At 66.4% G+C, this 11,760-nt stretch carries 10 protein-coding genes; 3 read left to right on the top strand and 7 right to left on the bottom strand.

Features of this window, described 5'->3' with window-relative positions:
- Nucleotides 1-153: 153 nt before the first annotated feature.
- Nucleotides 154-882, top strand: coding sequence for a peptidylprolyl isomerase (locus CV_RS14360; protein WP_011136481.1), 729 nt, complete (start codon nucleotides 154-156; stop codon nucleotides 880-882).
- Between the two features lie 23 nt (nucleotides 883-905).
- On the opposite strand, the gene CV_RS14365 is transcribed toward CV_RS14360, so the two are convergent.
- On the bottom strand, nucleotides 906-2,195 hold the full coding sequence (locus tag CV_RS14365; RefSeq protein ID WP_227590046.1) for a chitinase: 1,290 nt from the start codon (nucleotides 2,193-2,195) through the stop codon (nucleotides 906-908).
- Between the two features lie 365 nt (nucleotides 2,196-2,560).
- Between CV_RS14365 and CV_RS14370 the strand changes: the two genes are divergently transcribed.
- Nucleotides 2,561-3,007: a globin family protein gene (locus CV_RS14370; protein WP_011136483.1), complete on the top strand. Its 447-nt coding sequence runs from the start codon at nucleotides 2,561-2,563 to the stop codon at nucleotides 3,005-3,007.
- Nucleotides 3,008-3,070: 63 nt separating this feature from the next.
- Here the strand turns inward: CV_RS14370 and CV_RS14375 are convergent, their stop codons facing one another.
- Together CV_RS14375 and CV_RS14380 are read right to left on the bottom strand one after the other, a co-directional pair.
- The gene (locus tag CV_RS14375; protein ID WP_011136484.1) at nucleotides 3,071-3,754 is read right to left on the bottom strand and encodes a DsbA family protein; all 684 of its coding nucleotides are present in this window, start codon (nucleotides 3,752-3,754) and stop codon (nucleotides 3,071-3,073) included.
- Nucleotides 3,755-3,759: 5 nt separating this feature from the next.
- Nucleotides 3,760-4,620, bottom strand: coding sequence for an MBL fold metallo-hydrolase (locus tag CV_RS14380; protein ID WP_011136485.1), 861 nt, complete (start codon nucleotides 4,618-4,620; stop codon nucleotides 3,760-3,762).
- A 142-nt stretch (nucleotides 4,621-4,762) separates the two neighbouring features.
- On the opposite strand from CV_RS14380, the gene CV_RS14385 reads away from it, so the two are divergent.
- Entirely contained in the window at nucleotides 4,763-5,668 is a 906-nt protein-coding gene (locus CV_RS14385) for a LysR family transcriptional regulator (protein ID WP_011136486.1), read from the top strand.
- Between the two features lie 102 nt (nucleotides 5,669-5,770).
- On the opposite strand, the gene pgaD is transcribed toward CV_RS14385, so the two are convergent.
- Genes pgaD through pgaA form a run of 4 tightly spaced genes read right to left on the bottom strand, consistent with a single transcriptional unit; the run spans nucleotide 5,771 to nucleotide 11,729 of the window.
- Nucleotides 5,771-6,292, bottom strand: coding sequence for a poly-beta-1,6-N-acetyl-D-glucosamine biosynthesis protein PgaD (gene pgaD, locus CV_RS14390; RefSeq protein ID WP_011136487.1), 522 nt, complete (start codon nucleotides 6,290-6,292; stop codon nucleotides 5,771-5,773).
- Nucleotides 6,292-7,527 carry a poly-beta-1,6-N-acetyl-D-glucosamine synthase gene (gene pgaC, locus CV_RS14395; RefSeq protein WP_011136488.1) on the bottom strand — a complete coding sequence of 412 codons (1,236 nt, stop codon included), beginning with the start codon at nucleotides 7,525-7,527 and terminating at the stop codon, nucleotides 6,292-6,294. Before pgaC ends, pgaD begins: the two co-directional genes overlap by 1 nt.
- 40 nt (nucleotides 7,528-7,567) lie before the next feature.
- The gene (gene pgaB / locus CV_RS14400) at nucleotides 7,568-9,301 is read right to left on the bottom strand and encodes a poly-beta-1,6-N-acetyl-D-glucosamine N-deacetylase PgaB (RefSeq protein WP_052278845.1); all 1,734 of its coding nucleotides are present in this window, start codon (nucleotides 9,299-9,301) and stop codon (nucleotides 7,568-7,570) included.
- Nucleotide 9,302: 1 nt separating this feature from the next.
- Nucleotides 9,303-11,729, bottom strand: a complete 2,427-nt coding sequence (pgaA, locus tag CV_RS14405; protein WP_011136490.1) for a poly-beta-1,6 N-acetyl-D-glucosamine export porin PgaA — start codon at nucleotides 11,727-11,729, stop codon at nucleotides 9,303-9,305.
- Between the last annotated feature and the right edge of the window lie 31 nt (nucleotides 11,730-11,760).

Raw genomic sequence — 11,760 nt, forward strand, 5'->3', positions numbered from 1 at the left:
ACGGCTTGCCGTCCCCGTTTTGCTTGACAGCGCTCCCCGCCGCGCTTACCTTCCCGCTCATCCGCAGCAGGCCCGCCCTGCCCTTGTCAGCGCTGCCCAGGCAGCCTCATCTGGAAACGCCATGACCTGGCCGCTCCCCCACAGGAAACTCACATGACCATCACCGTCAATGGCGTCGAAATCAGCGAAGACATGATCGCGTCCCAACTGGACCACTACGCCGACACCCCGAGCCCGCGCGACACCGCCATCCAGCAACTGATCCTGCACACCCTGCTGATTCAGCAGGCCAAGAGCGAAGGCCTGGACGTGGCCGACGAGCAGCAGGCGATCCAGACGCTGCTGGACAGCAAGCTGCAGGTGCCCGCCATCGACGAGGCCAGCTGCCGCGAATTCTACGACCGCTATCCGGAGCGCTTCAGCGCCGGCGAAAGCGCCGTGGCCAGCCACATCCTGCTGCCGAAGGGCGAAGGCCTGGAAGCCAGCCTGATCAAGGCCAAGGCTGAAGGCATCCTGGAAGAGGCGCAAGCCAACCCGTCCCGCTTCGCCGCCCTGGCGCAGGAGCACTCCACCTGCCCGTCCGGCAAGCAAGGCGGCAGCCTCGGCCAGTTCGGCCGCGGCCAGATGGTGCCGGAATTCGAACAGGCGGTGTTCAGCACCGAAGCCGGCCAGATCACCCCGCACCTGGTGGAAACCCAGTTCGGCTACCACATCATCCAGGTGGAGCAGCGCGCCGAAGGCGGCAAGATCGGCTTCGACGAAGTCAAGGAACGCCTGCAGCACTACCTGGCCGACCTGGCGGTCAACCAAGCCATGCACGAGTACCTGAACATGCTGGTTTCCGCCGCCCAGATCAGCGGCTACCAGATGACCGCCGCCTGAGCGACGATCATCCAGTCATCGCATCACCAGGCCGTCCGCGTCGCGCGGGCGGCCTTTTTCTTGCCCGCCTGCGCGGCGACAGGCTGCTGGCGCAGGCTGGCGGCCACCGGCCGGGAGAAGGTGTAGCCGTCGCGGCGGTCCCAGTTGATCGACCACGTCATCACGCCGCGGAAGGCCGGATAAGCCTGCGCCGGCTTGACCGAGCCGCAGCCTTGCAGCGTGGTCAGGCAGGTCAGCGCCTTGGCCACCGTGTCCGCGGTGACGAAGCCCGAATTGGCCGAACTGCGGCCGGACGGCACGCCGAAGGCCACCTGGTCCGGCCTCAGGCCCTTGAAGCTGCCCGACGCGCCGTTGGCGATCGGGAAGCCCTCGATCAGCATCTTGCTGCCGCCGACAAGCATGTCGGCCGATCCCTCGGCCAGCACGCCGGTGGAATAAGGGGTGTATAGTCCGCCGTTGTTGTAGTACTGGACATGGATCACCGACAAATCGTCGCGCAGGCCGTCGATGATGGGCAGATAGGCGCCCCAGTTGCCGCCGTAGGCGACGAAGCCGCCCTGCACATACGGATGCTCCGGCGCCATCGACAGGTAGAAATTGGGCCCGATCTTGGCCTTCAGCTGCTTGACCGCGCTGACCAGATTACTGACCACCGGCGCGCCGACGACGATGCCGCTGCCGCTCTCCAGATCCAGGTCTATGCCGTCGAAGCCGTACTGGGTGAGGATGCCGTACAGACTGTTGACGAAGTTCTGCACCTGCGTGGCGTTGTTCAGCGTCACCGAACCGTTCTGGCCGCCCAGCGACAGCACCACCTTCTTGCCCTTGGCTTGCTGCGCGCGGATGTCCTGGATGAACTGCGCCGCGCTGCCCGCGGCCGGATCCAGCGTGAAGCTGACGTTGCCGTTGCCGGCGTCGTCGGCGAAGGCCACCACGATCACATCCCAGTCGGCGCTGACCTGGGACAGCGGGAAGGCGCTGCCGCTCGGATTGGCGAAATTGTGCCAATAGCCTACCAGCGCATGCTTGGCGAAAGGCACGGTATTGCCCGGCGGCGGGCTGGGCGGGGTCGGTGGATTCGGCGGCGTCGGCGGAGTGGGATCGCCGCCGGCGCAGCTGCCGCCCGGCGTCCACAGCGTCGGCGAGGCGGCCGGGTTCCAGTTGGCGCCGACATAAGCCGTGTGCGCCACCAGCGCGGTATAGTTGGCATTGTTGTAGCTGACCACGTCGCCGACCTTGTAGGCCGTTCCCTCGGCCCAGCCCGGGCAAGCCGCCGCCCATGCGTGCTGGCCCAGGGCCAGCAGCATAGCCATTGCAATCGCCCTGCCTGTCGTTCTGCGCATCTGCCCTCTCCTCATGACGTTCAATTGGTATTTGATTGGTATTTAAGAGTATGTCGCCAGCAGTAACTTTCAAGCATTGAATGTCAAATAAATATCAATGCCGCGAGAAAACCCATTTACCCGCGCTATCGATATCGGCACCCGCTCTTGAAGGGGACGGATGAATTTCTTTCCGGTTCCCGCTCCCGGCCTGATAGCCGGGCCGTCCGTGCCGCTCATCTGATTGGTACAGGCAAAGCCGCGCCATGGCTTTCGTATTCCGGCTCCGGCCCCTGTCTTTTGTCAGCCGGTCGATTTGCTATCTTGAATGCATTACCCGCCGCAAGGAGCGAGACATGCCCCTCACCCAGCAGCAAATCCGCCTGGTCCAGGAAAGCTTCGCCAAGGTGGAGCCGATCGCCGACGAGGCCGCCAAGCTGTTTTACGACAAGCTGTTCGAATACGCGCCGGATCTGCGCCCGTTGTTCAAGAAGGACATGGCCGCGCAGCGGCAAATGCTGATGTCCACGCTGAAGCTGGCGGTCAAAGGGCTGGACGATCTGGAGCAATTGACGCCCGTGTTGCGCAAGCTGGCGCAACGCCATGTCGACTACGGCGTCAAGCCTGGCGACTACACCCCGGTGGGCAATGCCTTGCTGTGGACCTTGAAGCAGGGGCTGGGCGAGGCGTCGTGGACCCAGGAACTGCGCGCAGCCTGGGTAGACGCTTTCCGGCTGATGGCCACGGTGATGAAGCAGGCCGCCTACCCCGAGATCCAGCCAATCCAGGACGCCGGGGAGTAGCCGCCGGCAGCACGAAAAAAACCGCCGCCCGGAGTGGGCGGCGGCCAGGATGCGGCAAGAAAATCAGCGGCAGCTTTCCGGCGTGCAGAACAGCGCGTCGTCGCCGCCCGCGGCCGGCTTGGGCAGGCGTTCCGCCAAGGCCGCGGCCAGTTGCGCCGGCTTGCCGAACCAGCCCGACAACTCCAGGCGCTCCAGCCGGCCATCCTGCTCCAGCACCGCCGACGGGAAACCGCGCAGGCCCAGTTGGCCCATCCGGCGCCGCGTGTCGTCGATGTGCTTTTCGGCATCCTCGCGGGCCGGCTGCCAGGCGGCCTGGAAAGCGCCGGCATCCGCGCCCAGTTCGACCGCCAATTCGCTCAACACCGCGAACTCTGCGATGCGCCGGCCTTCCTGGTAGTGGGCGCGCTGGATGCGTGCCAGCATCGCCAGCGGCGCGATGCCCAGCGTGTCCGCCGCCAGCACCGCGGCGATGGCCGGATTGGAGGCCAGCGGCGCGCCGATATCGTTCAACAACCCATCGTAGTAAGCGTCGCCGAAAGGCTGACCGCTCATCTGGGCGATGCGCTTGTCGTGCGGCATCACGTAGGATCGCCAATCGGGGGTGATGGTGCGCCCTTCCGACTCGTCCAGCATGCCGCCGGCGTGCATTTCCACGCTGACGCCCGGCAATGCGGCCACCGCCTGCAGCAGCGGAGAGGCGCCGTAGCACCAGCCGCACAGCGGATCGTAGAAATAATGCAGTTTCATGCTTGTTACCACTTCATCTCGCCCTTGCGCACCTTGGCGCCCAGCTCCAGCGTGGAGACTTCGGCCGCATTCGGGTAGGCCTGCTTCATCGCCTCGATCAGCTCGCCGCTGTTGCGGGTTTCGGCGTTCTTGGCCTCAAAGGTTTTCAGATAGTCGCGGGTGTAGCGGATGGCGGACACGTCCATCTTGTCGCCGGCGATCATGTGGCCCGGCACTACCACTTCCGGCTTCAGCGCCTCCATGTCGTCCAGCTGCTTGTACCAGCCCTTGCGTTCGGCGTCGTTCTGGGTGTCGGCGGTCCAGACATGCATGCCGGAGTAGATGCCGACATTGCCGACGATGGCGCGGATGGACGGAATCCACATATAGCCGCGGTGAGCCATCACGCCCTGGGTGTCGCGCAGTTCCAGCGCCTTGCCTTCCAGCATGATCTTGTCAGCCTTCAGCGCGGTCGGCAGCAACGGGTTGGCCTGCGGCGCGTTGGCGCCCATCTTCGGGCCCCAGAACGCCACCTTGCCCTTCACATTGCCCTTGATGTGGGCCAGCACTTCCGGCGCGGCCACCAGTTCGGCCTTGGGGAAGATCTGTTTCAGCACCGAGGCGCCGAAGTAGTAGTCCGGATCGGCCTGGCTGACGTAGATGGTCTTCAGGTTCTTGCCGCTGTCCAGCACCTTGGCGGCGATGCGGTAGGCGTCGGCGCGGGTGAAGCCGGTGTCGATCAGCACGGCGTCCTTGTCGCCGGTGACCAGCACGGAAGAAACGTTGAAGCTGTTGCCATCGGCGTTGTACACCGACAGTTTCAGGTCGCCCGCATGGGCGAAACCGGCGGCGGCGAGAGCGGCGGCGATCAGAGTTTGACGGATCATAAGGTGACTCCTTGGTCTAAATGCCGGCGCCCGCCGGCGGGTTGCACTGCGTTTCAGTGAGGATGCGCACACTATAAGCGCAATAATCGATCCAATAAATCGGCTAAACTGCACATTATTGTTTCTTAAATCGTGCAAATAAATGGACCGACTCACCGCCATGCAAGTCTTCGCCGAAGTTGCCCAGTTGGGCAGCTTCACCGCCGCCGGCGACAAGCTGGACATGTCGCGCCCGATGGTCACCCGCTATGTCGAAGAGCTGGAGCAATGGCTGGGCGTGCGGCTGCTGCAGCGTTCCACCCGCAAGGTCACCCTCACCGACGCCGGCCTCGCCTGCCTGGCCCGCTGCCGGCAGATGCTGGACCTGGCGGACGAAGTGCGGGCCGACGCCAGCCAGCGCGACGGCCAGGTGCGCGGCTTGCTCAGGGTGGCGGCCAGCACCTCTTTCGGCCTGGCGGTGCTGGGCGGCGCCGTGGCGGAGTTCGGCGAGCGCCACCCCCAGCTGCGGGTAGACCTGCAGCTGGGCGATCGCGCGGTGAACCTGATTGAAGAAAGAATAGACCTCGCCATCCGCATTACCAACGAACCGGACCCCGGCCTGGTGGGAAGGCGGCTATGCGATTGCCGCTCGCTGCTGGTGGCCGCGCCCTCTTACCTTGCCCGCCACGGCACGCCGAAAGAGCCGGTGGATCTGGAGAGCCACCGCTGTCTCAGCTACAGCAATTTCGGCCGCAGCGAATGGCGGTTGCGGAAGGGCGAGGAAGAATCGAAAGTGCGGGTCGCCGGCAACATCAGCGCCAACGAAGCCAGCGCGCTCCTGAGCGCCACGCTGGCCGGCGCCGGCGTCAGCCTGCAGCCCAGCTACCTGGCCGCGCCATACGTGCGGCGGGGCGAGCTGGCGGCGCTGCTGCCGGCATGGCAGCCCGCCGTGCTGGGCATTCACGCGCTTTACCCATCGCGCCGGCTGCTGCCGCTGTCGCTGCGCAGCCTGCTGGACTTCCTGGTGGAAAAGCTGGGCGGGCCGGAAGCCCCCTGGGACCGCGGATAACTCGGGCCCCGCCGGCGGGCTCAGCCTTGAAAAGCCTCGCGATGGGAAATCGCGGGGAAGCTGCGTTCGGCCGCGCGCGGCATCCGGCATCCCTGGCAGATTTTAGCCGACGCGCGGCGGCGGCTCGGGAACGGATGCCATCGGCGGAGGAAGCGGCTGAACCACCTCCACGGACTCCAGCCAGCCGTCATCCTGATGGCGAGCGATGCAGACCTTGCTGCGCCTGCCGCGAGCTAGCTCGGTTTCCGCGATGCCCAGCGCCTGCGCCACCTCCCGTTCCGCCACCGCCGGAATCTGCCCGCGCCGGTTCACGCCGGCGAAGCGCCACAGATTGATGGCCGCCCACAACAGCAGCGCGCCGCCGATCAACGCCGCCGCCAAGGCGTACAGGATCAGCAGATGGCGGCTGTGCACCCAGCCTATGCCCCGCACCCAGCCGGGAACAGGGACGCGCATCCCGCCAAGCCTGGCCAGGGACACCAGCAGCGGCAACCACAGGTAAAACCACACGCACCAGAACGCCAGCGTCACCAGCCAACCGAGCAGGCGGCGCCACCACGGCACATTGTGCACGGCGGAAATGATCAGATAGTCGTCTTCATGCTCATGCAAGGGGGTGGCCATCAGCGTACTCCCCGGTCCGGACTCACCCAGCGCGCGCGCTTGCCGCTGCGTCGCAGCGCCGCCTGCGGAAACGCCACCACCGTGGTGGCGGTATTGACCAGCCAGTAGGCCAGCGGATACCACACCATCCAGAAATAATTGCGCCCCAGGCCCCGGTCGTACCGGCTGTCTATCGCCTTGCTGACGATGAATTGCAGCAGGCAGGTCAGGCCCAGCAGCAGCCCCTGCCAATTGGGCAGAAACGGCGAGTCCACCGGTGGGAGCGCACCGGGGATGAAGACGTCCACTATCCACCAGATGATGATGAAGGCCATCACATACGACCACACCACGCTGAAGAAATATTCGACATACACCGGCCACATGCGGCGAAACCGCCATGAGCCGAAGATCTCGCTGTTGCGCAGCAAGGCCTGGGTGCCGCCCTTGGCCCAGCGCAGCCGCTGCTTCCACAGGCCCTTCAATGTTTCCGGCATCAGTATCCACACCAGCGCGCGCGGCTCGAAGCGCACGTCCCAATGTTGCAGCTGTATCTTCCAGCTGATATCGATGTCTTCGGTCAGCATGTCGGGACTCCAGTAGCCGGCCTGGACGACGGCGGTCTTGCGAAAGGCCGCGATGACCCCGGACACGGTGAACAGACGGCCATAAGTGCGCTGCGCGCGCTTGATCAGGCCGATGATGGAGGTGAACTCCCCTACCTGCAGCCGGCCCAGCAGCGTGGTGCGGTTGCGGATGCGGGGATTGCCGGTCACCGCGCCGACGCGCGAGCCCAGCTGGAAGTGGCGCATCAGCCACTTGGCCGCATGCGGATCGAGCAGCGCGTCGCCGTCGATGCAGATCAGGTGCTCGTAGCGCGACAACAGCAGCGCGGTATTGAGGCCCACCGCCTTGCCCTGGTTGTGCGCCTGATGGATCACCCGCAGTCTGGGATGCTCCTGGGCCATCTGGTTCAGGATGGCGGCGGTGCCGTCCCTGCTGCCGTCGTTGACCGCGATCACCTCGAACTCGGGATAGTCGAGCGCCAGCGCATGCGACAGCGTTTCGCGGACGTGGGCTTCTTCGTTGAAACACGGCACCACCACCGTCACAGGCGGATAGCTGACATCCGGAGGATGCTCCAGCGGCGGATCATGCCGCTCGTAGTGCAAGTAATACCCCACCGCGCCTATCATCCACAGATAGGACATGAACAGCGGGTAATAAAAGGCGAAATCCAGAACGTAGTGGTTCATCGCCGCTCCTCCGACGCATCGTTGCCGCAAGCCGCCCGCGTCATCGCGGCGTCTCGGCCAGGGAAAACGCCCGCCTCAGCGTCCGCCATCCGGCGGCGTCGCTGTCCGGCAGGCCCGGGTAATACGCCATCTGGCGCACGCCCCAGCCATTCAGCTCGCGCATCCAGCCGGCCAGCGTCTCCGCCGGCACCGGCTTGCCGCTGCGCGGGTCGACGCTGGGCAACTCGAAAACCGTCTTCTCCAGCGCGCCCGGCGTCTCGGCCACCTTGCGCTGCAAACGGCGCAGCCAGTCGTCCGCATTGCCCCCCGCAGCCTGCCGCGGCGCCGCCGACACCTCCACTCGGTCGTATTCGGCCAGCATTCTGCGCCAGTCATCATCCGCGGCGCCGCTCAGCAAGGCGTCGCCGTCCAGCCCGCTGGCCGCCTTCAGCCTGGGGTTGGATTCGCGGACCGCCTCGGCCAGCCGCAGCTGAAGCGCGTCCCGGCCGCCCATTGCCGGCGCGCCGGCCGGTGGCAGCCCCTCGCCTCGGAACAGCAAGCCGCGGAAGCGGCCTGCGCGGCCGAGCTCCCGATAAACGTCGAATAGAGCGGGAGGCGGCAGCCGCAACCCATCCACCGGCAGCCAGGCATAAACCTCCACGCCCACGCGGCTGTCCAGCTGCCATGCGGCCCGGTTAAACAGGTCGGCGCGCATCGGCAGATGGCTGTTGGGAAAGTACAGCTGGCGCGCGACGCCATCGCCGTCCTGATCGTGGAATGCCTTCAGATAGACTATGCTCGCCCCCATCTCCTTCACGCGATCCAGCGCCTTGCCCAGCTTCTCTTCCTGCTTCGCCGGATCCGGGTCGTAGATGTCGTCGAGCGACAGCGGCATCGCCCGCTCGGGCCTGGGCGCGATGCCCTGCGGCCAGCGCTGGCTGGCCTGCACCAGCCGGGCAAAATCCGCCAGGCTCATGTCCGCGCCCACCAGCACCCGCCGCAATGCGGACAGGGGCACGTCGGGGCCATTGACCCCGTCGTCCAAGGTCAGCATCGCCGGCATGCCGAGCTTGGCGGCGATGGCCCCCGCTTCCCGGGTGTAACTGTCATAGGGCCATACCATGGCGCGCGGCGCGCGTCCCAGCTTTTGACGCAGCAACGCGCTGTTCCGCGCCAGGTCCCGCTCCACCCGCGCCAGGAATTGGCCATGGCTCTCGTAACTGCCGCTAGCCGGGTCGTAGCGCGCCGACGAGGCGGCCGGCAGCAGATTGCCCTGAGGATTGGCCTGGATGCCGTAATGAAGATCGAATGTATGGTTGGCCACCTCCACCAGGCCGCTGGCCTGCATCTCGCGAATCTGCCCCCAGGAGAGGAAATCATCGCGCGGAACCTTCACGCCGGCGAAGTTGACGCTGCCGCCCTCGGGCGGGGACAGCCAGCTGCCAACCAGACCGATCAAGGCCGGCGCGCGGAAAGCCTTGAGCACCGGGTAGACCTGGGTATAGACGCTGCGGTAGCCGTCGTCGAAACTCAGCAAGACCGACTTGTCCGGCAAAGCCGGTCCGCCGGCCCTGGCCGCCATCGCGTCGTCGAGGCTGACGAAGCGGAATCCCGCGCCGCGCAACCATTCCAGCTGCCGGGCCAAGGCATCCACATCGACGCTTTCATCATCCTGCCGCGCCTGGGCCTGCGAAATCTCGTGATAACAGAGAATCAGCAGCCCCTGTGCCTGCGCCTGCCCTATCCAGCCGCACCCAAGCGCCAGCAACAGCCAAACCATCCTGAATCCGCTCATGTCAGAACCGCCATTCAAGTCGCACGTAGATGCGGTTGCCGATATCCGCCGCGCCGTCATAAGGATGACGGTTTCTGGCGAAGCCGTAAGTCAGGCCGCCGCGGGGCGACCAGCGCCATTCCTGCTCGACGTAGAAGCCCCACACCGCGCCGGTGCCGAAGCCCTGCTGCCGGTACTGGCCGACGGTCAGCCCCAGCCGCTGGTGCAGGCTGTCGTCGTAGCGCCCCCACAGCCGCCATTCCTGCGCCACGGTCAGATCGGCCTCGAAATCGCTGCGCGGGTTGTAGTAGATCGCGGAAGGCGTGTCGCTGTTGCGGCCGGCGCTCAGCGCGAGAATGGTGTCCAGCTTGTACACCGGGCCGCTGTGCCAGCGCTCCTGCCAGTTGGCGCCGAGCCCGCCGCGCCGGTTGCCGTCGCTGAGGCTGGTATATGATGCCTGGCCGCCGAAGCTGCGGTAGTCGCTGACGCGGTAAGTTGCGCTCAGCTGGACGGCGTTGCCGCGCACGCCGTCAAACCGGCCCTTCAGCGGCGCGTCCGGCGTGTTGATCTCCGCATGCGCGCCCAGCGTCCAGTAGTCATCCGGCGTCCAGCCGAAGCCGGCGAAAGCGCCGCCGCCGCGCGCGCCGCCCAGTTGCGCGGTCAGGCCCGCCTCCGCGGTGCCGAAGGCCGAGCGGTACTGGATGCCGACGCCCCCGTCCTGCCGGCTGACCCGGCCGATATCGCGGTAATTGGCGGTGGCGTAGTCGTGCAGCGCGAACAGCCGCCAGTGCCCCCATGGCGACGAGTACAGCCGGGCATGCTCGTCCCAGCCGCCGAGTTCGTCGACGCCCGCTCCGCCGCCGCCGGGCAGATCCTTGCCCGCCTCCACCGTCAGCTCAGGCCGCCGTTCCCAATACCAACGACGCTCCAGCCGATCCAGCGTCGCCCACTCGGGCTGAGCCTGCCGCAGATAATCGATCTGACGCTTGGCCTCGTCCAGTTCCTTCAGATCCATCGCCGACTGGGCCAGGCCGGCGTAGGCGCTGTAATTGTCCGGATCGTCCGCGCGCAGCCTATCGTAGATGCCGGCCGCCATCCTCGGCCATCCTCGCGCCAGCGCCACTTCGGCTTGTCCGCCCCGCAAGCTGGCGTTGTGCGGCGCCTGCTCCAGCAAGGCATCCAGTTTCTGCCAGGCCTCGCGGGTGCGGTCGGAATAGGAATCCATCATCGCATCCAGCTGCGCCAGCTCGCGGTAATCCGGATTGCTGGCCTTGCGTCCATAACTGAAGACATACGGCGGCACCGACATCAGCAGGGTGTCCAGCTCTCGCCGCGACTCGGCGATCCGTCCCGACTCGAACAGCGCATACACCAGCCCGATATGCCATTCCACATGCTGGTTCGGATCGGGGCTGGCCGCGGCAAGCTCGCGGTACAGCGGCAAGGCCCGCTCCGGACGGCGCAAAGCCAGGTAGGCATCGGCCACCGCGGCCTTGGCGTAAAGTCCGGCGCCCAGCGGCGCGGCTTCGTATTCGCGCGCCGCGTCGGCGCTGAGGCCGCGCTGCTGCAGCATGATCAGCCTGTCGTCCAGCGCGCCACGCTTCATCCAGGCGGCGGGCGGAGGCAGTTGGCCGCCGGCCGCCTGGTTATCGCTCAAGGCCCGGTCGGTCAGAGAGAAACGCGCCAGGCCGGTCGCGGTCTGCTGACGGGCCTCGCCCCAATGGCTGAGCATCGCGGCCTGGTCCAGTTCGGCCCTGCTCTGCAGGACGGGATCCTTCAAGCGGTAGCGCGTCATCGCCGCCGCGGCCTCGAACGGCGCATGCAGGCGCAACAGCAGGCCAACATAGGTGCGCGCCAGATCCGGATCATCGGGAAAACGCGCCAGAGCCGATTGCGCGTAAGCGAGGGCGCGGGCGGACTCTGGACCGGCGGCCAGCACATAGGCCCGGGCGCGGGCGCGCTCCAGCGCAGAGCCGGCGCCGCCCTTGCCGTCCGCCGCGTCCAGCGTGGCCAATGCCTGGCTGTCGGCGCCAGCCTCAGCCTGCGCCATCGCCAGCGCCGCCAGCCAGGACGCGTCGCGCTGCTTCTCCGGCAAACGCCGGTACAGCTCGACCGCCGACGCGTAGTCATGCCGGTCGCGGGCGGCGCTCGCCAACAGCCGCAATGTCGGCGCGGATAGCGGAACATCGGAGAACCTGCGCGCCTCATCCACGGCTTCGCGGCCGCGGCCGGCCCACGCCAGCACAGTCAGATAATCATCCACCACCTGGCTCTGGCGGTTGCCGCCGGCCACCTCGCGCTGCAGCAACTGCAAGGCCGGCCCGGTGTCGCCGTTGCGCGCCTTGACGATAGCCTCCGCGTAGCCAGGTTGCCGCCACAGCGGCAGCGCGTCCGCAACCGCCAGCATCGGCAAGAAACACAACGACAGCACGAACAAACTTTTCAACATGATCGCACCTCTCCGTCGATGCCAGCCGCAG

The sequence above is a fragment of the Chromobacterium violaceum ATCC 12472 genome, assembly GCF_000007705.1.
Classification (GTDB): Bacteria; Pseudomonadota; Gammaproteobacteria; order Burkholderiales; family Chromobacteriaceae; genus Chromobacterium; species Chromobacterium violaceum.

Coding starts and splice junctions, on each gene's coding strand:
- CV_RS14365 (WP_227590046.1), bottom strand. CDS start 2,195: ATGGCTATGCTGCTGGCCCTGGGCCAGCACGCATGGGCGGCGGCTTGC.
- pgaC (WP_011136488.1), bottom strand. CDS start 7,527: ATGAACCACTACGTTCTGGATTTCGCCTTTTATTACCCGCTGTTCATG.
- CV_RS14375 (WP_011136484.1), bottom strand. CDS start 3,754: ATGAAACTGCATTATTTCTACGATCCGCTGTGCGGCTGGTGCTACGGC.
- CV_RS14385 (WP_011136486.1), top strand. CDS start 4,763: ATGGACCGACTCACCGCCATGCAAGTCTTCGCCGAAGTTGCCCAGTTG.
- pgaB (WP_052278845.1), bottom strand. CDS start 9,301: ATGAGCGGATTCAGGATGGTTTGGCTGTTGCTGGCGCTTGGGTGCGGC.
- CV_RS14380 (WP_011136485.1), bottom strand. CDS start 4,620: ATGATCCGTCAAACTCTGATCGCCGCCGCTCTCGCCGCCGCCGGTTTC.
- pgaD (WP_011136487.1), bottom strand. CDS start 6,292: ATGGCCACCCCCTTGCATGAGCATGAAGACGACTATCTGATCATTTCC.
- CV_RS14370 (WP_011136483.1), top strand. CDS start 2,561: ATGCCCCTCACCCAGCAGCAAATCCGCCTGGTCCAGGAAAGCTTCGCC.
- CV_RS14360 (WP_011136481.1), top strand. CDS start 154: ATGACCATCACCGTCAATGGCGTCGAAATCAGCGAAGACATGATCGCG.
- pgaA (WP_011136490.1), bottom strand. CDS start 11,729: ATGTTGAAAAGTTTGTTCGTGCTGTCGTTGTGTTTCTTGCCGATGCTG.